The sequence below is a fragment of the Porphyrobacter sp. YT40 genome (genome assembly GCF_006542605.1).
In the GTDB taxonomy this organism is placed as follows: Bacteria; Pseudomonadota; Alphaproteobacteria; order Sphingomonadales; family Sphingomonadaceae; genus Erythrobacter.
Map to the genome: position 1 here is coordinate 1,946,550 of NZ_CP041222.1, position 22,537 is coordinate 1,969,086.

A 22,537-nucleotide genomic window follows, 5' to 3' on the forward strand; every position below is an offset into this window, starting at 1 on the left:
CCGTCGCGCGCCCGCATTCCACAAGCCGCAGTGCAGGTCACAGCGTGGCGAGACCCATCCCCACCGCGAGGCCGAGGAAGGCGAAGAAGCCCATCGAATCGGTGATCATCGTCACGAACACGCTGGAAGCCACCGCCGGGTCCTGATCCAGCCGCTCGAAGATGACCGGCACCAGCACGCCGGCAAGGCCCGCAATCGCGATATTCACGATCATGGCGAGCGCGATCACCACGCCCATCAGCGGCGAGAACAGCACCGCCGCCGCCAGCCCGATGAGCACCGCGACAGTGCCGCCATTGAGCAGCGCCACGCGAAATTCGCGCCACAGGATGCGCCGGGTGTTGGAGCGGGTCAGCTGGTTGGTCGCAATCGCGCGCACCGCCACGGCCATGGTCTGCGTGCCCGCATTGCCGCCGATGCTCGCGACGATCGGCATGAGGATCGCGAGCGCTACCAGCTGTTCGATTGCCGCCCCGAAAAAGGCGATGATCGAGGAGGCGACCACCGCCGTTCCGAGATTGGCGATCAGCCAGCGCACGCGCGCGGAATAGGCTTCGCGCAGCGGCTCGTTGATGTCGCCGTCGCCTGCGCCGGACATCAGCAGCGCGTCCTCGCCCGCCTCTTGCGAGATGATGTGGACGATATCGTCGACCGTCAGTTGCCCCACCAGCCGCCCGCTGTCGTCCACCACCGCGGCCGAGATCAGCGCGTATTTCTGGAACATCAGCGCGGCTTCTTCCTGATCCATCGTCACCGGGATCAGGGTCTGGTCGCGCTTCATCACGTCGGTGAGGCGCACGGAGCGCGGGGTCGTGAGGATCCAATTCAGCGCGCAGGTGCCGACCGGATGATGCCGCTCGTCGATCACGAAGACTTCGAAGAAATCGTGTTCGAGATCGCCATCCTCGCGCAGGTAATCGATGAGATCGCCGACCGTGAGATGCTCGGGCACCGCCACGAAATGCCGGCTCATCAGGCGTCCGGCGGTTTCCTCGGGATAGGCGAGCGCGCTGGAGACGGCTTCGCGGGTCTCGGGCTCCAGCTCGGCCATCACGGCGCGCTGATCGGCCTCGTCGAGATCCTCGATCAGCTGCACCGCATCGTCGGTGTCGAGCTGTTCGGCGATGGTGGCGACGGCCTGCGCGGACAGCGTGTCCATCAGGTCTTCGCGCACGTAATCGTTGAGTTCGGCGATCACGTCGCCGGTCATCAGGTCGCTGATCGCCGAGGCCATCTGCGCGCGTTCGCGCGGTTCGAGCAGTTCGATCAGGTCGGCGATGTCGGCGGCGTGGAGCGGCTCGACCAGATTGTAGACCGCGCCCTTGTCGCCCGCCTCCAGCGCATCGTGCACGGCGCTGACGAAGCTGGGCTTCAGCCGGTTTTCCTCGTCATGGCGTTCGTCGTCGACGCGGTCGTCGGGGCGCACTTCCACCTCTGCCGGATCGGCAGTCAGCAGATCGTCGTCGGGGAAGCGCTCGTCGGCCATGAGGGCGGTTTAGGCGGGGAGGGATGAAAAGCAAGCCGGGAGGGTGACAGCGGCGCATTGGATGCTAAAAGCGCGGGCAAATTGCCTTAGGAGATACGAACATGGCCGAAACCCTAACCTTCACGCTCGACAATGGCGATGGCGCGCAGAACGACGTCGTCATCAAGCTGCGCCCTGATCTGGCCCCCGGCCACGTCGCGCGCATTACCGAGCTGGCGCAGGAAGGCTTCTACGACGGCGTGATCTTCCACCGCGTGATCGCGGGCTTCATGGCGCAGGGCGGCGATCCGACCGGCACCGGCATGGGCGGCAGCGACAAGCCCGACCTCGCGGCCGAATTCAACGCCGAGCCGCACGTCGAAGGCGTTTGCTCGATGGCCCGCGCGCAGAACCCCAATAGCGCCAATTCGCAGTTCTTCATCTGCCTCGACGATGCACGCTTCCTCGACAAGCAGTACACCGTGTGGGGCCAGGTCACGAGCGGCATGGAACACGTCCACGCGATCCCCAAGGGCGAGCCGCCGCGCGCGCCGGGGAAGATCGTGAAGGCGACGGTGGCCTAAGGCACAACAGCGAAAAATCGGGGGGGTGACGATGAAGTCCTGGCTGGCTCCATTGGGCGCGCTGCTGCTTTCGGGCTGCGCCACCTTCCCCGACATTTCGCAGGCGCGCTCCCCCTGTCAGCTCGAGCCGGGCGGGTGGTGCGGCTTCCTGCGCGAGGCGGCGGTCGATGCCTATCCCTATGCGCTGGCGGCGACCAATGCCTATACCGGCGACGACGATCTGTTCGAACAGCCGGGGCGGGTGATCCAGCGGATCTCGCATATCCCGATTGCGCCCGAGGACGAGGACAAGGGCTTCAGCTACGAGGTCTTCAACCAGTTCGCCCCCGGCAGCGTGGGCGATCCCGATCGCAAGCCGATCGCGCGGATCCTGTCGTTCCGCGGCACCGACATGAAGAGCCTCAGCGATATCTTCTACGGCACGCTGCGCAGCGATCAGATCGAGCTGGCGCTGCGCTATTTCGAGGCAGAGAAATCGCGGCTAGGCTCGGACGTTCCGTGGATCGTCACCGGCCATTCGCTGGGCGGGGCGTTGGCGACCGAGGTCTCGATCGCTCATCCCGAAGTGCGCGCCTACTTGTTCAACACTTCACCCTTCTACCGCGGCGAGGCGAGGGACAACGCGCTGCAGCGGATCGTCTTCAACGAGCGCGGGGAGTTTCTGCGACGCTTCGCCAAATATGGCGAACCGCCTGCGGCCAACGTGTTCACCATCAATTGCGAACCGCGCAAGAACGCCATCGCCAAGCATTCGGTGCGATCGCTTGCCGACTGCCTGACTTGGATCGCCGCCTATGACAGCGCCGATGCGCTTGCGGTGGTGAAGGCCAACAGCATCGCCAAGCCCTGGGTCGAATGCCGCCCGGACGAGACGACGCATCCCGGCCCCGGCGCGCGCAAGGGCGAGCCCTGCGTCCACCGCGGGCGCGAGGACAAGAAGAAGAGCAAGCGCAGCGGCGATTGAACCGGGGCGGCAAGAGCGCTAAGGGCGCGGGCCTCATGAAAGCGCAAACCCCTCCCCAGACCTACCGGGTCAAGAGCTTCGGCTGCCAGATGAACGTCTATGATGGCGAGCGCATGGGCGAGCTGCTGGCGGAGCGCGGCATCACGCCCGCACCCGAGGGGGAAGAGGCGGATCTCGTCATCCTCAACACCTGCCACATCCGCGAGAAGGCGGCCGAGAAGGTCTATTCGGATATCGGCCGGCTGGTCGCGGCGGGCAAGGAGAACGGCAAGGCTCCGCTGATCGCCGTCGCCGGCTGCGTCGCGCAGGCCGAGGGCGAGGAGATCATGGCGCGTGCGCCTGCGGTCAGCATCGTGGTCGGCCCGCAGGCCTATCACCGCCTGCCGGAGATGCTCGACAAGGCCGCGAACGGCGAGCGCGCGACCGATACCGACATGCCCGCCATCGCCAAGTTCGACGCGCTCCCGCAGCGCAAGAAGCGTGGCCCCAGCGCCTTCCTCACCGTGCAGGAAGGCTGCGACAAGTTCTGCACCTATTGCGTGGTGCCCTATACCCGCGGCGCGGAAATCTCGCGGCCCTTCGCGCATCTGGTTGCCGAGGCGCAGAAACTGGTCGAGGCGGGTGCGAAGGAGATCACGCTGCTCGGCCAGAACGTCAATGCCTGGGCCGGCGAGGACGAGCGTGGCCGGGCGGTTGGCCTCGGCGGGCTGATCCGCACCCTTGCCGCAATCGACGGGCTGGAGCGCATCCGCTACACCACCAGCCACCCCAACGACATGGACGACGATCTGATCGCCGCGCATGGCGAGGTGGCCAAGCTCATGCCCTATCTCCACCTGCCCGTGCAGGCGGGGAACGACCGCATCCTCAAGGCGATGAACCGCCAGCACACCGCGGAAAGCTACCTGCGCCTGATCGAACGCTTCCGCGCCGCGCGGCCCGATATCGCGCTGTCGGGCGATTTCATCGTCGGCTTTCCGGGCGAGACCGAGGCCGAGTTTGCCGACACGCTCGGCATCGTCGACGAAGTGCGCTACGCTGCGTGCTTCAGCTTCAAATATTCCCCGCGCCCCGGCACGCCCGCCGCGACGATGGAAGGGCAGATTGCGCCGGACGTGATGGATGAGCGGCTCCAGCGCCTCCAGCAGCGCATCGGCGTTCACCAATACGCCTTCAATCAGGCGAGCGTGGGCAAGCGCTGCGAAGTGCTGGTCGAACGCACCGGACGCCACCCCGGCCAATGGCTCGGCAAGTCTCCCTGGCTCCAGAGCGTCCATTTCGAAGGCGATTACGCCATCGGCGATCTGGTCGAAGTCCAGCTGGCCGAAGCGGGGCCGAATTCGCTACGGGGTCTCGTCGCCGGCTAGTTCTCGGCGCTCGCCTCTGCGCCCATTGCGGTTTCCTTTACGGCGGCGCGCAGCACCTCGAAGGCATAGGAACCGGCGGGCATGCGATAGAGTGACTTCAGATAGGCGCGGTCGAAGCGCGTCATCGCCGCAGGCGCGCGCTCGGGCGATACGAACAGGGTCATGATCGTGCGCGGCGCTCCGGCCTCGGCCACGTCGACTTCGCCGGTCGGGGCGAGCAGGCGCAGGCTGGCGTAGTCGGCGATCTGTTCGGGGGTCAGCCCGGCGATCGCGGCATTGTCGATCACCACCAGCACCGCGAGCATATCCTCGCGGGTCAGGCGCTTGAGCCGCCCGGCGCTCCAGATCACGTTCTGCGGGCCGGCTATGCCGTTGGTTCCGCCGGCCTCGGGGCTGGCGACAATCGGCTCCCCGCTGGCGGCGGTCTGCTTGCTCGCCTGAAACACGTAGACCGGATCGCGCGCGCCTATCGCCGCATCGATATCCCGCGCGCTGATACCCGCGAACAGACGCCGCCCGCTCTGGCGGATCGCCTGCAACTGGGCCTGCGCGTCGTCCGAGAAAGCCAGCAGCGCATTGGGCTTGCAGCCACTGCCGCGCACATTGACTTTGGCCGCCTTGGCATTGTCGATGATGCGCGCCGCGATCTCCTGTGCGAGCGCCGTGTCTCCGGCCGCGACCATCAGGCACAAGGGCTGTTCGAAGCGCGCCAGCGGACGGCGCGGCCGGGGGTTGCCGGCGATGTCGCGGGCGAGTTCGTCGAGCGCCTTTTCGGTCTGGGGCTTCTCCCCCTCGACCACAATGGGCGGCGGCTCGGCCTCCTGCGCGGCGGCAGGCGCGGCCAGCGCTCCCGGCACGGCAAGCGCGGCGAGGGCGGTCAGGGCCTGCTGCATCCGGGAGCCTCCTTCGAGCGGAAGATCAACAGCTTGGCCATGAATGCCGGATGAATGCGAAGGGTCTGGCTCGCGCCCCGGTGGCATGGCAATTCGGTGACTATCCACCATCATCTCGCCGCTGCGCGCTTGCTTTGCGCGTCCTCCCGCTTACCTTCCGACTCAAGGGCAAGGGATCGTCCCTTGCCGCAACCAAAGGAACCTATGGGCCGACGACCCTCCCGTGCCGGACACCCGGCGCTCTCGCCCGATCCGCGCGGCATCCCCGAACAGCGGCGCGCCCGCGTTGATCTGACCTTCGAGAACCAGGCCCTGCTGGGGCCCTTGTTCGGGCAGTTCGACGCCAATCTGGTGCAGGTCGAGAACCGGCTCGGGGTCTATATCCACGCGCGCGGCCATCAGGTGGTGATCGAAGGGCCGGAGGACGATGTCGCCCGCGCCCGCGAGACGCTCAAGACCATGTATGACCGGCTGGCACGGGGCGAGGCGCTCGACAGCGGAGCGATCGAATCGATGATCGCCATGTCGGCCGAACCGACGCTCGAAGGGATCATCGCGGGCGATCAGGGCGCGCCGCCGATCATGATCCGCACGCGCAAGAAAACCATCGTGCCGCGTTCGGCGACGCAGATCGAATATATGCGCAGCCTCGCCAGGGACGACATCATCTTCGCATTGGGCCCGGCGGGCACCGGCAAGACCTATATCGCGGTGGCGCAGGCGGTGAGCCAGCTGATCACCGGTTCGGTGCAGCGCCTGATCCTGTCGCGCCCGGCGGTGGAGGCGGGGGAGAAGCTGGGCTTCCTCCCCGGCGACATGAAGGAGAAGGTCGATCCCTATCTGCGCCCGCTCTACGATGCGCTGAACGACTGCATGCCGCCCGAACAGGTCGAGCGGCGGCTGGCCAATGGCGAGATCGAGATTGCGCCGATCGCCTTCATGCGCGGGCGCACGCTGGCCGACAGCTTCATCATCCTCGATGAAGCGCAGAACACCACGCGCGAGCAGATGAAGATGTTCCTCACCCGCTTCGGCCAGAACAGCCGCATGGTCATCTGCGGCGACCCGCGGCAGGTCGACATTCCCGGCGGCCCCAATATGAGCGGCCTCAACGATGCGGTCCAAAAGCTGGAAGGGGTGGAAGGCTTCGGTACGATCCGCTTCACCGCGGCCGACGTGGTACGCCACCCGATCGTGGGGCGGATCGTCGAGGCTTACGAGGGCACCGGCGAAGGGTAGGGCGCGCTTGCCTCAGATTGAGGAAAAGCGCTCAATATCCTTGATCTTGCCCGACACGACCAACTCGTCGTCGGGGAAGATGATCGTGTCGGGGACGGCGTGAATGAAGGCCTCTCCGGCGCGCTTCACGCCCACCACGGTCACATCGTATTTCTTGCGGCACGCGCTCGTCACCAGCGGCAGGCCCACGATCGGCTCGGGCGCGCACAGGCGGGCGATGGCGAATTCGTCTCCGAAGGCGATGAAATCGAGCAGCCTCTCGTTGAGCAGATGCGCCACTCGCTCGCCCATGCGCTGTTCGGGGAACACCACGTGGGTCGCGCCGATGCGTTCGAGGATGCGGGCGTGCTTGGCATTGCTCGCCTTGGCCCAGATGTTGGTGAGGCCGAGATCGGCCAGCGCCAGCACCGTCAGCACGCTGGCTTCGATGTCGCTGCCGATGGCGACCACCGCCGCCCCGAAATCGGCGACGCCCAGCTGCCGCAGCAATTCGCCCTCGGTGCAATCGGCCTCGACCACCTTGGTGAGATCGGCGGCATATTCCTGCACCAGATGGGGATCGCGATCGACCCCCAGCACTTCGCTGCCCATGTTGGTGAGCGTGCGTGCCACCGCGCCGCCGAAACGGCCCAGCCCGACGACCAGAACGGGTTTGCGCTTGTCAGCCGACAATGAGGTTCTCCTTGGGGAAACGATAGGGACGCGGCGCGCGACCCACGGCCAATGCGGTCGCCACGGTAATGGTTCCAACCCGGCCAATATACATCAGCAGCACGATCACGATCTGCGCCGAGGGCGGAAGGTCGGCGGTGATACCGGTGGATAGCCCGACGGTCGAAAAGGCGGAGATGCATTCGAACAGGATCTCCGGCAGCGGCAGGCTGGTGATCGAGGAAATATAGGTGGCAGCAACAAAGACCAGACCTGCCGAAAGCACCGTGACGGTCAGCGCCTGCCGCTCCACCTCGCTGCCGAAGCGGCGGTCGAACAGTCCGGCATCGCGGCGGCCCAGCACTTCGGACAGCACGATCGCGAACAGCACGACGAAGGTCGTAACCTTGATCCCGCCCGCCGTGCCCGCGCTGCCGCCGCCGATGAACATCAGCAGGTAATTCACCATCAGCGTCTGGTCGTGAAACGCGCCGACATCGACGCTGTTGAACCCGGCGGTGCGCGGCATCACCGAATGGAAGGCGGCATTGAGCAGTTTGCTGCCCACGCTCATCGGGCCGAGGGTGTCGGCATTGGTCCATTCCATCGCGAGGATCGTGACGAAGCCCAGCGCCAGCAGCGCCGCCGTGCCATAGACGGTTACCTTGGAATGCAGCGACCAGCGCTTCCACGCCAGCCGCTTGTCGTGCAGATCCTGCATCACCGGAAAGCCGAGCGCGGTCAGGATCACCGCCAGCATGATCGGCACCAGTATTACCGGATCGGACTGATAGCCCATGACGCTGTCGGCATGGGTCGAAAAGCCGGCATTGTTGAAGGCGCTGACCGAATGGAACACCCCGTTCCACAGGGCCTCGCCCGCGCTCATGCCGTAATATGTCATCATCCGCAGCGCGAGGATCGCCGCCACCACCGCCTCCACCACCATCGTGATGGCGAAGACCAGCTTCAGCACCGAGAGCGCGTCGCCCGTCTCCAGCCGCCCGCGCTCGACCTGGGTCGCCATGCGGTCGTTGAGGCCGAAGCCGCGCCCGGCGAGCAATCCGAACAGGGTCGCGGCGGTCATGATCCCGAGGCCGCCGATCTGGAACATCAGCAGGATCGCCACCTGCCCGAACGGCGACCAGTAACTGCCCGTATCGACCACCACCAACCCCGTCACCGCGACCGCCGAGGTGGCGGTGAACAGCGCGGTCAGCACGGGCGCGCCGGTGCCGTCGGCGGTGGCGATCGGCAGGCTCAGCGCTATCGTGCCGATGGCGATGGCGAGCAGGAACAGACTCGGCACCAGCCGGATCGGATTGCGCAGCAGCTTCATGAGAACCGATTGCCGCGAAACCGTGCTTCCGGCAACCGCTTGCAAGGCGTGGCGCGCTTTGCCGCGCCGGCATCGCCCCGTTTCCTACAGCCCGCTTTGGCGCTAAGCCCGCGCGCATGACCTTGCTCGCGAACCCTGCCTCCGCCCGCGGCTTTCCCTCCCGCCCGCGCCGGGGGTGTTTTTTTGTCTCTGGACAGTGTCTCATGTGTCTCCAACAGGCGCGCCATGCAGCTTGATATCGACATCGAGGACTGGCCTTCGGGCAATTGGGAAGCACTGGCCGAACGTGCGGCGGAAGCTGCCGGGGAAGGGGAGCCGCGCCTCGCCAACCCGCGCCTTGTGACGAGCGTGCTGTTCACTTCGGACGCCGAGGTTCACGTCCTCAATCGCGAATGGCGCAAGCGCGACAAGCCCACCAATGTCCTCAGCTTCCCGATGCTGGAACGCACCGACCTCGAATCGCTCGCGCCTGAAGGCCCGCCCGAAATGCTCGGCGACATCGCGCTCGCCCATGAAACCTGCGCGCGCGAGGCGGCGGAGAAGGGCATCACGCTCGAGGCGCACGCGGCCCATCTGATCGTCCACGGCCTGCTCCATCTCGCCGGGCACGACCATGTCGACAGCGACGAACAGGCCGAGGCGATGGAGGCGCTGGAAACCGCGATACTTGCCAAACTGGGCATCGCTGACCCATATGGCGACAGGTAGCAACAGGAGCCACTCACAAGGCCATGGCCGATTCCCATTCGCCCGCCTCCCCGTCGGGAGAGGCGGACAGTAGCAGCGGGCTTTGGCCTGCGCTTCGCAAGATCCTCGGGTTCGAGGCCGCGCGCTCGCTGCGCGAACAGCTCGAAGAGGCGATCGACGAGCACGAGGATGGCAGCGGCCCCGAGGGCGGTGATGAGCGCGCCAGCCCCGGCGGCGACCTGTCGCGGGTGGAGCGGCAGATGCTGCGCAACCTGCTGCACTTCTCCGAACACGATGCCGACGATGTCGCCGTGCCGCGCGGCGAGATCGTCGCGGTGGATGCCGCGATCAGCTGGGAAGAGATGGTCGCGGCCTTCTCCGAACACGGCCATTCGCGGATGCCGGTGTACCGCGAGACGCTCGATAGCGTGATCGGGATGATCCACATCAAGGACATCTTCCCCTATCTCGCCAACGGCACCCCGCCGCCCGCCGACTGGACCACGCTGATGCGCCAGCCGCTCTACGTGCCCCAAGCACGCGGGGCGCTGGACGTGCTCGCCGACATGCGCACCCAGCGCGTTCATCTCGCCATCGTGCTCGACGAATTCTCGGGCACCGATGGCCTCATCACCATCGAGGATCTGGTCGAGGAAATTGTCGGCGATATCGAGGACGAGCATGATGACGCCCCGCCCGAACTGATCACGCCGATCGGCGAAGGCATGTGGGATTGCGATGCGCGCGCCGAGCTCGACGATATCGCAGAACGCATCGACCCGCGCCTCGCCGAGGTGGAAGAGTCGGTCGATACGCTGGGCGGCCTCGCCTTTGTGCTGGCCGAGGCGGTGCCGCCGGTGGGCACCGTGCTGGAACATCCGAGCGGCTGGCGGATTGAAGTCACGGCGGGCGATGAAACCCACGTCACCCGCCTGCGCCTGCACCCTCCGGCCAACGACGAAGAAGAGGTGCAATAGGCGCAACTTTTTTGCCCTATACGTAATTTTTCTTCGATTTTTTGCATCCATTCGGCTTGTCAGACGTATCTCATCTCACCAAGGAGAGAGATCATGCCTGCACGCCGCCTGCCCCCTCTGCGCGCTCTGGAAGCCTTCATGCGCACCGTGCGCCTGGGCTCGGCCCGCGCGGCGGCGGAGGAGATCGGGCTCAGCCCCTCGGCCCTGTCGCGGCGGATCAGCAATCTCGAAGAGTTCGTCGGCAAGAAGCTGTTCACCCGCGCCCGCCAGTCGATGCAACTGACCGACGAGGGCCAGGCCTTCTACGAAGCGGTAAACCCCCACATGGAAGCGCTCGCCCGCGCGGTGGAGAGCCAGTCGGACAATATCGCGCTGCTGCGGCTGCGCCTCGGCGTGCTGCCCATGTTCGGCAGCCAGCGGCTGTTCCCGCGGCTGGGTGAATTGCGCAAGCGCCATCCGTTGCTGCACATCGACATCGACACCGCCCCGCATCTCGAAGACCGCGTGGGCGACACGCTGGACGCGGCGATCATCCTGTCGCGCGGCCCGGCGAGCGGGCTGCATGCGGTGAGGCTCGACCACAATCTCGTCCACGCGATCTGCTCGAAGGACACCGCCCGCAATATCGGCCCGGACATCACCCCCGAGGCAATGGCCAAGCAGACCTTCCTGATCCACAACGAATTACCGGAAAGCTTCGTCGCCTGGAAGAAGGCCAACGGGCTGGAACAGATGGACCCGGCAGCGATCGACCACTACGATTCGGGCGCGCTGATGCTGGAGGCCGCCGCACAGGGCCTCGGCGTTGCCATCATGCACGACGATCACCTGCGCCGCGCCAACGACAACCGCCTTACCAACCTGCCGGGCAAGCCGGTGGAGAGCCCCTATTCCTACTGGTTCGTGTGCAAGCCGGTCGCGCTGGAAAGCCGCCCGGTGCGGATCTTCCACGACTGGCTGGTGCGCGCGGGGCTCTAGCCCGCCGTCCGGTCCTCGTTCTTCGGCTCGTAACGCACCGGAGCGACCGCGTATTCGAAGGGTCTCAGCGGCTTGCCAAGGATCGCGAGAAGCGCTTCCTCGATCCTGCGGCGCGATTCCTGACCGATCGCCTTGCGGCCGCGGAAATCTTCGGGGCTGAACGGCTCGAGATAGTGCAGCCGCACCTTGAAGGTGCCCTTGCGCGCCAGCACGCGCTTGGCATTGTTCACTCCGCTCTCGTTGCCGATCCAGCCGATCCACTCGGCGACCGGGCCATAGTCGAGGATCACCGGCTGCACGAGCACGCCGGGCGGGGGCGGCTCCAAAACGGAGAGCATCGAGGTCTTGAACGGCAGCAGCGATTGGCCGTCGGTGGTGGTGCCTTCGGGGAATACCGTGACCGACCAGTTGTCGGCCAGCGCCTCTTTCAGGGCGTTGATCTGCTCGGCCACGCCCATCCGGTGCTCGCGCTTGACGAAGACCGTGCGGTTGAGGCTGGCGAGCCAGCCGACCACGGGCGCCTCGGCCAGTTCCGCCTTGGCGACGAAGGCCGTGCCGCTCGCGCCCGCGAGCGCGAGGATGTCGATCCACGACAGGTGGTTGGCGACGAAGAACACGTCGCGCTTGAGATAGGTGCCGATCACCTCGACCCGCGCCCCGCACACCCGCGCGGCATAGCGCAGGAACAGCATCGGGAAGGGCGAGCCGTAGGACAGCACGCGGTAGAGGTAGTGAAGCGGAACGAAGACCACGATCAGCGCGATCAGCGCCAGTGCGCGCAAGGCGAGCCGCACCCAGCCCATCGCCGAGAGCGGCGTTGCCTCCCCCCGCGCGGCAGCCGCGCGCAGTTCCGCGTCAGTCATTGCGGGAGAGGCGCACGCCGTAGAGTTCCATGCGGTGATCGACCAGGCGGTAGCCCAGCCGCTCTGCAATCTGGCGTTGCAGCGCCTCGACTTCCGGGTCGACGAATTCAACCACCTTGCCGGTCTCGACATCGATCAGGTGATCGTGATGCGCTTCTGGCACGGGTTCATAGCGCGAGCGGCCGTCGCCGAAATCGTGGCGGTCGAGGATGCCCGCTTCCTCGAACAGGCGCACGGTGCGGTAGACCGTGGCGATCGAGATGCGCGGATCGACTGCAACCGCGCGGCTGTGGAGCAGTTCGACATCGGGGTGGTCGTCGCTCTCCGACAGCACCTTGGCGATGACGCGGCGCTGTTCGGTGATGCGCAGGCCCTTTTCGGCGCACAGCTGTTCGAGATCGATCTTCTGGGTCAAGGAACACTCCATCGCCAAGCGCGTCGCCCGATGTCGGTGCGATCGCCCAAAAGCAAAGCCGCCTCATCCCATAGAGGGACGAGGCGGCTTGCTCAAGGCGGCTTGCCGCCCTCTCAACAGGGGCGGCACTTGCGACCCGCCGGGCTGAAATCAGGCGGTCTTCTTGGTGCGGCGGCCCTTGGGCGCCACGGTGGTGCCGGGCTTGCGGCCGAGACCGATCTTCTTGGCGAGATCGCGGCGCTTTTCGGCATAATTGGGGGCGACCATCGGATAATCGGCCGGCAGGCCCCAACGCGCGCGGTATTCTTCGGGGGTCATGTCGTAATTGGTGCGAAGATAACGCTTGAGCATTTTCAGCTTCTTGCCGTCTTCAAGACAGACAATGTAATCGGGCTTCACCGAATTGCGGATCGCCACGGCCGGTTGCGGCTTGGCTTCTTCGACCACCGGGGTTTCGCCAAGATTGGCGAGCGCCGAATAGACATTGGTGATCAGGCTGGGCACATCGCCCACGGCCACATCATTGTTGCTGACGTGCGCGGCGACAATATCGCTGGTCAGCGTGATAAGCGTTTCTTTCATATCGAGTTCCAGATCCTGCATGTGTTCCTCGTTGGCGACGTTCAACTTGCGCCGGTTACTGCGCCATGCGCCAGAGCGCCGAATTTGGCAACCATGTTGCTTTGCGTAGTGCACCGGTTCGCGACAAATCGCGCCGGTCTAGATTGTGCGGGCGAAAGTAATTGCGTCGATCCGCTCACCATTGGCCATGCGGTAATAGTTGCGCCGCTCGCCGATCGGTTCGAAACCGAACTTGGAATACAATTGGATAGCCGGATTTCCGCGCCGCATTTCGAGAAAGATCCGCGTGATACCGCGTGTGCGGGCAACATCGAACAGGTGCGCGATCAGCGCCGTGCCGACCCCGCGCAGCCGCGCGCCGGGGGTAACGGCGATGAGCAGCAGCTCTTCCTCGTCGAGCACATGGCGGGTCAGGACAAAGCCCGCAGGGGCAGCGGTCACCGTGCCATCGGGGATCACTTCCCCTTCCGCATCGACCACCAGCGCATGGGTGTTCGGCATGGCGAGCGCATCGGCCACCTGCCGGCGGTTCCAAGCCTCGCCATAGGCCGGATCGAACGCCGCCTCCATCACCGCCATGATCCGGTCGATGGTGGCCGCCGAAACGCTCACGCGCGCGCCCGTTCGGCCATCGGGGTGGCGTCGGCCCCGCGCCCGTAGATCGGGGTGAGCGCGGAGGTAAAAAGCGACAGGTCGCCGAGCGGGACGGCAGTGGCTTCGGGCAGCAGCGGCAACACGGTGCGTTCCCCGTCCCCGACCAGCGCGGCCAGTTCTGCAGCGCGGCTTCCGGCGATCACCGCCGCGAGCGGGCGTGCTGCAGCGGCAGCGGGCGCGAGCGAGGCGACCAACCCTTCCGCCCGGCCATCCGCGCCGAAATCCTGCACGAACCATTCGCCATGGCCGCCGTTGACGCACACCGTCACATCAAGGCCAGGATGCGCGGCGCGCGCCTGTGCCGCGATCAGGGCGAGGGTGGGGTAGCCCAGCACCTCGGCACCCCACGCAAATCCCAGCGCCCGCGCGGTTGCGAGACCGATCCGCACGCCGGTGAAGCTTCCGGGGCCGAGGCTGACGAGGATGCGTTCGCTGCGCCCTTTGCCGGGGAGCGCGGCGATCATCGGCACCAGCGCCTCGGCATGGCCGCGCCCCAGCACCCGATGATCGCGTGCAATTGGGTCGTCACCCTCGAACAGGGCAATGCTGCACGCCTCAGAAGCGGTTTCTATCGCGAGTGTCCGCATCACCGCGCCCTGCCTCAGCGCGCGACCATGCGCAAGCGGTCAGTGGCGCGCTCAGACGATCTCGTTGAAGCGCCCGAAGTCCGGGCGCGGGCTGCGCTCGAAGATGCTTTCAGGGTCGCCATAGCCGATCGAGCAGATGAAGTTCACGCGGTGACGCGGCGCGTCGGCGAAAAAGGCGGCGGTGACGGCATCCTTGTCGAAGCCCGACATCGGCCCGCAATCGAGCCCGATCGCGCGCGCGGCGAGCATCAGGTAAGCGCCTTGCAGCGAAGAATTGCGGAACGCGCCTTCCTTGCGGCCTTCCTCGTCCCCCTCGAACCAGCTCTTGGCGTCGGTGTGGGGGAACAGCCAGGGCAGTTCCTCGTGAAAGTCGATGTCGTAGCCGATCACCGCAGTCACCGGCGCGGCGGCGACCTTGTCCTTGTTGCCGTCGGACACGCATTCGACCAGCTTGGCCCTGGCTTCGTCCGACTTGACCCACACGATCCGCACCGGCTGCATATTGGCCGACGTCGGCGCCATCTTGAGCAGATCCCAGATCGCATAAAGCTGCGCGTCGGAGACCGGCTTGTCCAGCCAGCCATTGTAGCTGCGGGCTTTGTTGAACAGCTGGTCGAGCGCCGCGTCCGAGAGGACGTGGTCGTGGAACTGGGTGGTCATGGCAATCCTCGTGGTAGCTTTAAAAAGACGTCAGGCGGCTCTGACTTCAACCACTTCTGGCACATAATGTTTCAGCAGGCCCTCGATCCCGTGTTTCAGGGTCGCGGTGCTCGACGGACAGCCCGAGCACGAGCCTTGCAGCGTGAGATAGACGACCCCGTCGCGGAAACCGCGATAGGCGATGTCGCCGCCGTCGCCCGCCACGGCAGGGCGCACGCGGGTTTCGAGCAATTCGTTGATCGCGGCGATAATCTCTGCGTCCTCGGGGCGTTCTTCGACCACGGCTTCGTCTTCGGGCGGGACGGTAATGCCGTTACCGCTCGGCGCGGTGAACAAGGGCGCTTCCGAGACGAAATGATCGAGCAGGATCGCGATCACCTGCGGCTTCAGCGCGCCCCAATCGGCACCCGGTGCGGCGGTGACGCTGACGAAATCGGCGCCGAAGAAGACGTTGACGACTTCACCCGTGTCAAAGATCGCCTGCGCCAGCGGGCTTGCCTCGGCCGCTTCGGGCGAGGCAAATTCGCGGCTCCCGGATGCCATGACGGGCTGGCCCGGCAGGAACTTGAGCGCGGCAGGGTTGGGGGTGGTTTCGGTTTCGATGAACATGCCCTCCATCTAGGACACCCCCGAGCGAGCGGCAAGGGCAGGGGCAGGGCGATTTGCCACGCATTCACTATCGCTTCACGTTTCCCCGCCCTATAAGCGAGCCATGACGTCGATTTCCCGCGCGGCCCGCGCTTTCGCCTTCCTGCTCGCTCCGCTCGCGCTGGTGCAGCCGCTGGTTGCCCAGCAGAACGCCGCGCCGCAGCCGGACACGGTCGAGACGCCCGCCGCGCCCGCAGTCCCCGCGCCGCAGTATGTGCAGGGCAATGGCGAAGTGCCGTGGCTCTATCGCGGTTCGGACGTACCGGTCGATCCCAAGTGGATGTTCGGCGAGATGCCCAACGGGCTGCGCTATGCCGTGCGCCGCAACGGCGTGCCGCCGCGGCAGGTTTCGATCCGGGTGCGGGTCGATGCCGGTTCGCTGCATGAAACCGATGCCGAACAGGGCTATGCGCACCTGCTCGAACACTTGCTGTTCCGCGAGAGCAAGTATCTCGGGCAGGCCGAGGCGATCAGCGCCTGGCAGCGGCTGGGCGCCACTTTCGGCAGCGACGCTAACGCCGAAACCACGCCGACCCACACCGCCTACAAGCTCGACATTCCGAACATCGATCAGGCCAAGCTTTCCGAGAGCTTCAAGCTGCTTTCGGGCATGATCCGCGAGCCCGTGCTCAACGATGCCAATGTCGCTGCAGAGCGCCCGATCGTGCTCGCCGAAAAGCGTGAGCGTGGCGGTGCGGGCCAGCGCATGGCGGAGCTGACCCGCCAGACTTTCTTTGCCGGACAGCGGCTGGCGACGCGCAGCCCGATCGGCACCGACGAAACCCTGCGCGCCGCCGATGGCGAAGGCGTGAAGGCCTTCTACGATCGCTGGTATCGCCCGGAGAACACCGTCATCATCGTCGCGGGCGATGCCGATCCGATGGTTCTGGCCGGGTTGGTGGAGCAATGGTTCGGCGACTGGAAGGGCACCGGCACGCCCGGCGTCGCGCCCGACTTCGGCGATCCGCTGCCGCCCGCCGATGCCGTTACCCCGGCGGGCGCGACCGCGCCGATCGGGCAGCTGGCGGTGGGCGTCGAACCCGATCTGCCGCGCAGCCTCACCTATGGCGTGCTGCGCCCATGGCGTCCGGTCGAGGATACCATCGTCTATAACGAAGGCCTGCTGCTCGATGCGGTGGCGCAGGCGATCATCAACCGCCGGCTCGAATCGCGGGCGCGGGCGGGTGGCAGCTATCTTTATGCGCAGGTGCAGCAGGAAGACGTCTCGCGTTCGGCCGATGCGACCTTCGTCACCTTCGCGCCGCTGACGGGCGACTGGCAGGCCGCGCTTGCCGATGTCCGCAGCGTCATTGCCGATGCGCTGGTCAATCCGCCGACGCAGGAGGAGATCGACCGCGAAGTGGCCGAATTCGACGTGGTCTTCGCCAATGGCGTCGAGCAGGAAAGCGTCGAGGCCGGATCGCGGCTGGCGGACAATCTCGTCAACGCGGTCGATATCCGCGAGACTGTGGCCGCGCCGCAGGTGGTGCTCGACGTGTTCCGGGGCATGAAGCCGCGCCTGACGCCCGAGGAGGTGCTGGCGCGCACGCAGGGCCTGTTCGAAGGCACCGTCACCCGCTCGGTCTATGTCACGCCGGAAGCGGGCGAGGCGGATGTCTCCGCGCTGCGGATGGCGTTGGCGAGCGAGGCGCAGGTCGATGGCAGCGCGCGGCTTGCGGCGCAGACCATCTCTTTCGACGAACTGCCCCCTGTGGGTGAGCCGGGCACCATCGTCCAGCAAAGGCCGCTCGGAGTGCTCGAGATCGAGCAGGTCGATTTCGCGAATGGCGTGAAGGCGCTGGTCTGGGCCAATGATGCCGAGCCGGGCCGTGTCACCGTGCGCGTGCGCTTTGGTGCAGGCTGGCGCGCCTTCGACAAGGACAGCGCCGTCTATGCCTCGCTGGGGCAGGGCGCGCTGGTCGGATCGGGCCTGGGCGAGCTCGGCCAGAACGAGATCGACCGGCTGGCGACGGGCCGCAAGCTGGGCTTCGATTTCGCGATCGACGAAGCCGTCTTCACCTTCACCGCGCAGACCCGTTCGGAGGATGTGAACGACCAGCTTTACCTGTTCGCCGCCAAGCTCGGGATGCCGCGCTGGGACAAGGACCCGGTGATCCGCGCCAAGGCGGCGGCGGAGCTGGCCTACAACACCTATGCGACCTCGCCGGGCGGAATCCTCAACCGCGATCTGGAATATCTCGTTACCGGCGGCGACCCGCGCTTTGCCACCCCCGATCCGGCGGCGGTGCGTGCCGCCACGCCCGAGGGCTTTCGCGCCGTATGGGAGCCGCTGCTCCAGCAGGGCCCGATCGAGGTGCTGGTGTTCGGTGAGTTCGATCAGGCCAAGGTCATCGAGCAGCTGCGCCTGACCTTCGGCGCGCTGACCCCGCGCGAGCCGATCCCGGCCGATGTCGCCGCGCGCGTTCCGCCCTTTGCAGCTCCGGCGGCAGCCCCGCAGGTGGTCGCGCATCGCGGCGATGCCAACCAGGCCGCCGCCGTGGTCGCCTGGCCGAGCGGAGGCGGGGTTGCCAGCTTGCGCGAAAGCCGCCAGCTCGAAATTCTCACCCAGCTGTTCAACAACCGCCTGCTCGAAGCCCTGCGTGAACGCGCCGGGGCGAGCTATTCGCCGCAAGTCTTCTCGAACTGGCCGTCCGACCTTGCCAGCGGCGGGCGGATCACCGCGCTTGCCCAGCTGGAGCCCGAATTCGTGCCGGTGTTCTTCGCCGAGGCTGACCGCATCGCCAAGGATCTCGCCGCCAACCCGCCCACAGCGGACGAGCTTGCGCGCGTGACCGAACCGCTCGGCCAGCTGATCCGCCGCGCTTCGACCGGAAACCAGTTCTGGCTGTTCAACCTCGAAGGCGCGACCACCGATCCGCAGCGCGTGGTGCTGCTGCGCACGCTGCTGTCCGACTATTCGCAGACGAGCCCGCAGATCATGCAGTTCCTGGCTGACCGTTATTTTGCCCAGACCTCGCCCTTCCGCCTGGCGATCATCCCCGAAGGCCAGACCCTTGCCGAAGGGCCGGCGCCATCACCCGCGGCCGGCGGGGCGAGTGCGAATGCTGCGCAACCGATGCCGGCGGGGCGCTGATCGACCCGGCTGCTTGCTGTGATCGGGAAATAATATTGTCCAAAGCGGCATTGCCGCTTTACAATTCGTGCCCCCATCCTGTAGCGGGCGCCCCCGCGCGGGGGTTGCCGCGCCGAAGCGATTGAAAGAGTTATGACCGTGCCCGAGACCTGGACCCCGGAAAGCTGGAAGGCTTACGAAGCGCGCCACCTGCCGCATTATGAAGATGCGGCCGAGCTGGCCGAGGCGGAGAAGACGCTCTCGTCCTATCCCCCGCTGGTCTTTGCGGGCGAGGCGCGCGCGCTCAAGGCCGATCTCGCCGACGTGGCGAACGGTCACGGCTTCCTGCTGCAGGGCGGGGACTGCGCGGAAAGCTTTGCGGAATTCCACCCCAACAACATCCGCGACACCTTCCGCGTGCTGCTGCAGATGGCGGTCGTCATGACCTTCGCCTCCAAGCGCCCGGTGGTGAAGGTCGGTCGCATGGCGGGCCAGTTCGCCAAGCCGCGTTCGGCCCCGACCGAGACGATCGACGGTGTGACGCTGCCGAGCTACCTCGGCGACAATATCAACGGGATCGAGTTCGACCCCGTCAGCCGCCGCAACGATCCGCAGCGCATGGTCCGCGCCTATTCGCAGGCCGCCGCGACATTGAACCTGCTGCGCGCATTTGCGGGCGGGGGCTATGCCAACCTGCGGCAAGTCCACCAGTGGACGCTCGACTTCATGGGCCGCACCCCCTGGACCGAGAAGTTCAGCGAAATGGCCGACCGGATCGGCGAGGCGCTCGACTTCATGGAGGCCTGCGGAGTCGATCCCGGCACCGTGCCGCAGCTTAAGGGCACCAGCTTCTACACCAGCCACGAAAGCCTGCTGCTGCCCTACGAGCAGGCGATGACGCGGCAGGATTCGCTCACCGGTGACTGGTACGCAACCAGCGCGCATATGCTCTGGATCGGCGATCGCACGCGTTTCCCCGGCTCGGCACATATCGAATATGCGCGCGGGATCGGCAATCCGCTCGGCATGAAGTGCGGGCCCTCGCTGGAGCCCGATGCGCTGCTGCGCCTGCTCGACGATCTCAACCCCAAGCGTGAGGCCGGACGCATCACGCTCATCAGCCGCTTCGGGCACGACAAGGTCGAGGACGGCCTGCCGAAGCTGGTTCGCGCGGTAGCACGCGAAGGGCACCCGGTGGTGTGGAGCTGCGATCCGATGCACGGCAACGTCGTCAAGTCCGACACGGGCTTCAAGACGCGTCCGTTTGACCGGATCACCCGCGAAGTGAAGGGCTTCTTCGCCGTCCACCGCGCCGAAGGCTCGCACCCAGGCGGGATCCATATCGAGATGACCGGGCAGGACGTGACCGAATGCGTCGGCGGGGCCGTGGCGATCACCGAGGAGCGTCTGGGCGACCGCTACCACACCCATTGCGACCCGCGCCTCAACGCGGAACAGTCGTTGGAACTCGCTTTCCTCGTAGCGGAAATGCTCAACGAAGCGGCTGGCGGGCGCGAGGCCGAGGTCAGCCACGCGGCGTGATTTCCGCCTGACAGCGGGCACGCCACCTGCCTGTTCGTCGCAGCTGCGGAACATCGCGGGCGCTTTGGACTTGTTGCTGTAACCGGAGAGGAGCACTGTCCGAAACCGGGCAGGGCGACGACGGGAGGGCACGTGCAGCGCAGCGAACATCTCAAGGCAGAACCCGCGGCAACCCCGCTCGCCGATGCCTTCCGCACCACCCGTGCCCTTACCGAGGCGCTGGTCGCTCCGCTCAGCAATGCCGACGCCACGATCCAGTCGATGCCCGATGCGAGCCCGGCCAAGTGGCACCTCGCGCACACGACGTGGTTTTGGGAAACCTTCGTGCTGCGCGAACACGTGCCGGATTACCGGCTGTGGCGCGAGGACTGGCCGTTCCTGTTCAATTCCTATTACGAAAGCCACGGCGACCGCATCGCCCGCGACGCGCGCGGGATGCTGTCGCGCCCGACCCTCGCCGAGGTGCTCGAATGGCGCGCGGAAGTGACCGAGGCGATGGTTCCGCTGCTCGGCGATCCGGCGCTCGCCGATCTGATTGCGCTGGGCGTGGCGCATGAACAGCAGCACATCGAACTGCTGCTGACCGACATCAAGCACGGCCTGTTCCAGAACCCGCTGGGGGTCGCCATGTGGGAAGGCCGCGCCGCTGCCGCCGCTTCGCCCGCGCCGATGGGCTGGCACACGCACCCGGGCGGGATCGCGCGCGCCGGCCACGAGGGGCAGGGCTTCGCCTTTGACAACGAAGGCCCGCGCCACCGGGTGCTGCTCGAACCCTTTGCGCTGGCCGACCGGCTGGTCACCAATGGCGAGTGGAACGCCTTCATTGCCGATGGCGGCTACACCACCGCGCGCCTGTGGCTGGCCGATGGCTGGGCATGGGTGCAGCAGCACGGCATAGACGCACCGCTCTACTGGCGGGAGGGCGAGCACTTCACCCATCAGGGCTGGCAGACCCGCGATCCGCACGCGCCCGTAACCCATATTTCCTATTACGAGGCCGATGCCTTCGCCACCTGGGCGGGCGCGCGACTGCCGACCGAGTTTGAGTGGGAAGCCATCGCCGCCAGCCACGATCCCGCAGCAGGCAACCAGCTCGACGCCGCAGCGCCGCCGTTGCCGGCCGGCTCGCCCGGCCTGTTCGGCGATGGCTGGCAGTTCACCCGCTCGGCCTATCTCCCCTACCCCGGCTTCCGCGCGCCCGAGGGCGCGGTGGGGGAATACAACGGCAAGTTCATGAGTGGGCAGGTGGTGCTGCGCGGGGCCAGCTGCGCCACCGTGCGCGGCCATGCGCGCGCCTCCTACCGCAATTTCTTCTATCCCCATCAGCGCTGGCAGTTCACCGGTCTGCGCCTTGCCAAGGATGCCTGACATGACCTGCGCCCCTGGACTGAAACTGGTCGACCGCGACGCCGGCGGGGTAGACCTCGCCTTCCGGGCCGATGTGCTGGCAGGCTTGGCCGAACCGCAGAAGGCGATCCCCGCGCGCTGGTTCTACGACGACGAAGGCTCGCAGCTCTTCGAGGACATCACGCAGCTGCCCGAATATTACCCGACCCGCGCCGAAACCGAGATCCTGACACAGCGTTCCGGCGATATCGCCAACCTGATCGGGCCGGGCTGGGCGGTGGTGGAGTTCGGCTCGGGCTCCTCGGTCAAGACCCCGCTGCTGCTGTCGGCGATTGCGCCCTCCGCCTATGTTCCGCTCGACATTGCAGGGGATTTCCTGCGCGCCTCCTCTGCGGCGCTGTCGGCGAAATTCCCGGAATTGCCGGTCTGGCCGGTCGAGGCCGATTTCATGCGCCGGGTCGAGCTGCCCGTCGAGGTTGCCGACCTGCCCAAGCTCGGCTTTTTCCCGGGCTCCACCATCGGCAACATGATCGCACGCACCGCGACCGATCTGCTGCGCTCGATGCGCGAGACGCTGGGCGAGGGCGCGCTGTTGCTGATCGGCATGGATCTGGTGAAGGACGAGGACGTGCTGCTCGCCGCCTATGACGATGCGCAGGGCGTGACGGCAAAATTCAACTGCAATCTGCTGCACCGGATCAACCGCGAGCTTGACGCGGACATCCCGGTTGCCAGTTTTGCGCATGAGGCGCGCTGGAACGATGTCTTCGCGCGGGTCGAAATGCATCTGGTGGCGCGCGAGGATGTGAGCTTCACCGTCAGCGGCCAGCGCTTTGCGATGCGCGCGGGCGAGAGCATCCATACCGAAAACAGCCACAAGTTCACCAAACGCTCCGCACAGCAGCTGCTGGCGGCGGGCGGCTGGGAACCGCGCGCGCGCTGGACGGACGAAGCGAAGCGCTTCTCGCTGGTGCTCGCCGAATCCCGCCCGCCGCGTTCTGCGCCCTGAGGCGATTTGGCGC

22 protein-coding genes are annotated in these 22,537 nt (G+C 66.4%); 11 read left to right on the top strand and 11 right to left on the bottom strand.

The genetic code is table 11. From position 1 onward, the window contains the following. Positions 1-37 precede the first annotated feature (37 nt). Positions 38-1,486 carry a magnesium transporter gene (mgtE, locus tag E2E27_RS09045; protein ID WP_141458631.1) on the bottom strand — a complete coding sequence of 483 codons (1,449 nt, stop codon included), beginning with the start codon at positions 1,484-1,486 and terminating at the stop codon, positions 38-40. Positions 1,487-1,587: 101 nt separating this feature from the next. Here mgtE and E2E27_RS09050 point away from each other — a divergent pair, with 101 nt between their 5' ends. From E2E27_RS09050 to miaB, 3 genes are read left to right on the top strand one after another with little or no spacing between them, the layout of a single operon-like run. Beyond that, the gene (locus E2E27_RS09050) at positions 1,588-2,049 is read left to right on the top strand and encodes a peptidylprolyl isomerase (protein WP_141458632.1); all 462 of its coding nucleotides are present in this window, start codon (positions 1,588-1,590) and stop codon (positions 2,047-2,049) included. Positions 2,050-2,080: 31 nt separating this feature from the next. Continuing rightward, on the top strand, positions 2,081-3,013 hold the full coding sequence (locus E2E27_RS09055; protein ID WP_141458633.1) for an alpha/beta hydrolase family protein: 933 nt from the start codon (positions 2,081-2,083) through the stop codon (positions 3,011-3,013). Positions 3,014-3,048: 35 nt separating this feature from the next. Continuing rightward, entirely contained in the window at positions 3,049-4,380 is a 1,332-nt protein-coding gene (gene miaB / locus E2E27_RS09060; protein WP_141458634.1) for a tRNA (N6-isopentenyl adenosine(37)-C2)-methylthiotransferase MiaB, read from the top strand. On the opposite strand, the gene E2E27_RS09065 is transcribed toward miaB, so the two are convergent. Continuing rightward, positions 4,377-5,273 (bottom strand): hypothetical protein, encoded by an 897-nt coding sequence (locus E2E27_RS09065; RefSeq protein ID WP_141458635.1) that lies wholly within the window; start codon positions 5,271-5,273, stop codon positions 4,377-4,379. The genes miaB and E2E27_RS09065 overlap by 4 nt on opposite strands. Before the next feature lie 204 nt (positions 5,274-5,477). Between E2E27_RS09065 and E2E27_RS09070 the strand changes: the two genes are divergently transcribed. Further along, complete coding sequence (locus E2E27_RS09070; protein WP_141458636.1) at positions 5,478-6,512, top strand: PhoH family protein; 1,035 nt, start codon at positions 5,478-5,480, stop codon at positions 6,510-6,512. A 12-nt stretch (positions 6,513-6,524) separates the two neighbouring features. Here E2E27_RS09070 and E2E27_RS09075 read toward each other — a convergent pair whose 3' ends face one another. Both E2E27_RS09075 and E2E27_RS09080 read right to left on the bottom strand, forming a co-directional pair. After that, positions 6,525-7,184, bottom strand: coding sequence for a potassium channel family protein (locus tag E2E27_RS09075; protein WP_234036004.1), 660 nt, complete (start codon positions 7,182-7,184; stop codon positions 6,525-6,527). Further along, positions 7,174-8,502, bottom strand: coding sequence for a TrkH family potassium uptake protein (locus tag E2E27_RS09080; RefSeq protein WP_141458637.1), 1,329 nt, complete (start codon positions 8,500-8,502; stop codon positions 7,174-7,176). Before E2E27_RS09080 ends, E2E27_RS09075 begins: the two co-directional genes overlap by 11 nt. 225 nt (positions 8,503-8,727) lie before the next feature. Here E2E27_RS09080 and ybeY point away from each other — a divergent pair, with 225 nt between their 5' ends. The 3 genes from ybeY to E2E27_RS09095 all read left to right on the top strand — a co-directional run bounded on the left by ybeY (position 8,728) and on the right by E2E27_RS09095 (position 11,144). Further along, positions 8,728-9,210: an rRNA maturation RNase YbeY gene (gene ybeY, locus E2E27_RS09085; RefSeq protein WP_141458638.1), complete on the top strand. Its 483-nt coding sequence runs from the start codon at positions 8,728-8,730 to the stop codon at positions 9,208-9,210. Between the two features lie 23 nt (positions 9,211-9,233). Continuing rightward, positions 9,234-10,166 carry a hemolysin family protein gene (locus tag E2E27_RS09090; RefSeq protein WP_141458639.1) on the top strand — a complete coding sequence of 311 codons (933 nt, stop codon included), beginning with the start codon at positions 9,234-9,236 and terminating at the stop codon, positions 10,164-10,166. Between the two features lie 93 nt (positions 10,167-10,259). Continuing rightward, entirely contained in the window at positions 10,260-11,144 is an 885-nt protein-coding gene (locus E2E27_RS09095; protein ID WP_086609026.1) for a LysR substrate-binding domain-containing protein, read from the top strand. On the opposite strand, the gene E2E27_RS09100 is transcribed toward E2E27_RS09095, so the two are convergent. The 7 genes from E2E27_RS09100 to E2E27_RS09130 all read right to left on the bottom strand — a co-directional run bounded on the left by E2E27_RS09100 (position 11,141) and on the right by E2E27_RS09130 (position 15,514). After that, positions 11,141-12,007: a lysophospholipid acyltransferase family protein gene (locus E2E27_RS09100; protein ID WP_141458640.1), complete on the bottom strand. Its 867-nt coding sequence runs from the start codon at positions 12,005-12,007 to the stop codon at positions 11,141-11,143. The two genes, E2E27_RS09095 and E2E27_RS09100, sit on opposite strands and share 4 nt — an antisense overlap. Further along, positions 12,000-12,422 (bottom strand): Fur family transcriptional regulator, encoded by a 423-nt coding sequence (locus tag E2E27_RS09105; RefSeq protein WP_086609250.1) that lies wholly within the window; start codon positions 12,420-12,422, stop codon positions 12,000-12,002. The genes E2E27_RS09100 and E2E27_RS09105 overlap by 8 nt, the downstream gene beginning before the upstream one ends. A 150-nt stretch (positions 12,423-12,572) precedes the next feature. Next, entirely contained in the window at positions 12,573-13,025 is a 453-nt protein-coding gene (locus tag E2E27_RS09110; RefSeq protein WP_141458641.1) for a Ros/MucR family transcriptional regulator, read from the bottom strand. A gap of 117 nt (positions 13,026-13,142) precedes the next feature. Beyond that, the gene (locus E2E27_RS09115; RefSeq protein ID WP_141461749.1) at positions 13,143-13,583 is read right to left on the bottom strand and encodes a GNAT family N-acetyltransferase; all 441 of its coding nucleotides are present in this window, start codon (positions 13,581-13,583) and stop codon (positions 13,143-13,145) included. A 29-nt stretch (positions 13,584-13,612) separates the two neighbouring features. Continuing rightward, positions 13,613-14,245 (bottom strand): tRNA (adenosine(37)-N6)-threonylcarbamoyltransferase complex dimerization subunit type 1 TsaB, encoded by a 633-nt coding sequence (gene tsaB / locus E2E27_RS09120; RefSeq protein WP_141458642.1) that lies wholly within the window; start codon positions 14,243-14,245, stop codon positions 13,613-13,615. A gap of 51 nt (positions 14,246-14,296) precedes the next feature. After that, entirely contained in the window at positions 14,297-14,905 is a 609-nt protein-coding gene (locus tag E2E27_RS09125) for a malonic semialdehyde reductase (RefSeq protein ID WP_141458643.1), read from the bottom strand. A gap of 30 nt (positions 14,906-14,935) precedes the next feature. Further along, entirely contained in the window at positions 14,936-15,514 is a 579-nt protein-coding gene (locus E2E27_RS09130) for a NifU family protein (RefSeq protein ID WP_141458644.1), read from the bottom strand. 103 nt (positions 15,515-15,617) lie between these two features. Here E2E27_RS09130 and E2E27_RS09135 point away from each other — a divergent pair, with 103 nt between their 5' ends. The 4 genes from E2E27_RS09135 to egtD all read left to right on the top strand — a co-directional run bounded on the left by E2E27_RS09135 (position 15,618) and on the right by egtD (position 22,524). Then, a complete protein-coding gene (locus E2E27_RS09135) occupies positions 15,618-18,647 on the top strand; it encodes a M16 family metallopeptidase (protein WP_141458645.1) in 3,030 nt (1,009 codons plus the stop codon). Between the two features lie 132 nt (positions 18,648-18,779). Further along, a complete protein-coding gene (locus E2E27_RS09140; RefSeq protein ID WP_502705512.1) occupies positions 18,780-20,168 on the top strand; it encodes a class II 3-deoxy-7-phosphoheptulonate synthase in 1,389 nt (462 codons plus the stop codon). A gap of 132 nt (positions 20,169-20,300) precedes the next feature. Beyond that, positions 20,301-21,536, top strand: coding sequence for an ergothioneine biosynthesis protein EgtB (egtB, locus tag E2E27_RS09145; protein WP_141458647.1), 1,236 nt, complete (start codon positions 20,301-20,303; stop codon positions 21,534-21,536). A 1-nt stretch (position 21,537) separates the two neighbouring features. After that, positions 21,538-22,524, top strand: coding sequence for an L-histidine N(alpha)-methyltransferase (gene egtD / locus E2E27_RS09150; protein ID WP_141458648.1), 987 nt, complete (start codon positions 21,538-21,540; stop codon positions 22,522-22,524). Positions 22,525-22,537 lie beyond the last annotated feature (13 nt).

Bases quoted from the DNA above. Each gene is read 5' to 3' on its own strand.
- E2E27_RS09115 (WP_141461749.1), bottom strand. From the start codon at position 13,583: ATGGCGGTGATGGAGGCGGCGTTCGATCCGGCCTATGGCGAGGCTTGG.
- E2E27_RS09090 (WP_141458639.1), top strand. From the start codon at position 9,234: ATGGCCGATTCCCATTCGCCCGCCTCCCCGTCGGGAGAGGCGGACAGT.
- E2E27_RS09080 (WP_141458637.1), bottom strand. From the start codon at position 8,502: ATGAAGCTGCTGCGCAATCCGATCCGGCTGGTGCCGAGTCTGTTCCTG.
- E2E27_RS09135 (WP_141458645.1), top strand. From the start codon at position 15,618: ATGACGTCGATTTCCCGCGCGGCCCGCGCTTTCGCCTTCCTGCTCGCT.
- E2E27_RS09140 (WP_502705512.1), top strand. From the start codon at position 18,780: ATGACCGTGCCCGAGACCTGGACCCCGGAAAGCTGGAAGGCTTACGAA.
- mgtE (WP_141458631.1), bottom strand. From the start codon at position 1,486: ATGGCCGACGAGCGCTTCCCCGACGACGATCTGCTGACTGCCGATCCG.
- E2E27_RS09125 (WP_141458643.1), bottom strand. From the start codon at position 14,905: ATGACCACCCAGTTCCACGACCACGTCCTCTCGGACGCGGCGCTCGAC.
- E2E27_RS09065 (WP_141458635.1), bottom strand. From the start codon at position 5,273: ATGCAGCAGGCCCTGACCGCCCTCGCCGCGCTTGCCGTGCCGGGAGCG.
- miaB (WP_141458634.1), top strand. From the start codon at position 3,049: ATGAAAGCGCAAACCCCTCCCCAGACCTACCGGGTCAAGAGCTTCGGC.
- E2E27_RS09130 (WP_141458644.1), bottom strand. From the start codon at position 15,514: ATGTTCATCGAAACCGAAACCACCCCCAACCCTGCCGCGCTCAAGTTC.
- E2E27_RS09050 (WP_141458632.1), top strand. From the start codon at position 1,588: ATGGCCGAAACCCTAACCTTCACGCTCGACAATGGCGATGGCGCGCAG.
- egtD (WP_141458648.1), top strand. From the start codon at position 21,538: ATGACCTGCGCCCCTGGACTGAAACTGGTCGACCGCGACGCCGGCGGG.
- E2E27_RS09100 (WP_141458640.1), bottom strand. From the start codon at position 12,007: ATGACTGACGCGGAACTGCGCGCGGCTGCCGCGCGGGGGGAGGCAACG.
- tsaB (WP_141458642.1), bottom strand. From the start codon at position 14,245: ATGCGGACACTCGCGATAGAAACCGCTTCTGAGGCGTGCAGCATTGCC.
- ybeY (WP_141458638.1), top strand. From the start codon at position 8,728: ATGCAGCTTGATATCGACATCGAGGACTGGCCTTCGGGCAATTGGGAA.
- E2E27_RS09070 (WP_141458636.1), top strand. From the start codon at position 5,478: ATGGGCCGACGACCCTCCCGTGCCGGACACCCGGCGCTCTCGCCCGAT.
- E2E27_RS09055 (WP_141458633.1), top strand. From the start codon at position 2,081: ATGAAGTCCTGGCTGGCTCCATTGGGCGCGCTGCTGCTTTCGGGCTGC.
- E2E27_RS09095 (WP_086609026.1), top strand. From the start codon at position 10,260: ATGCCTGCACGCCGCCTGCCCCCTCTGCGCGCTCTGGAAGCCTTCATG.
- E2E27_RS09110 (WP_141458641.1), bottom strand. From the start codon at position 13,025: ATGCAGGATCTGGAACTCGATATGAAAGAAACGCTTATCACGCTGACC.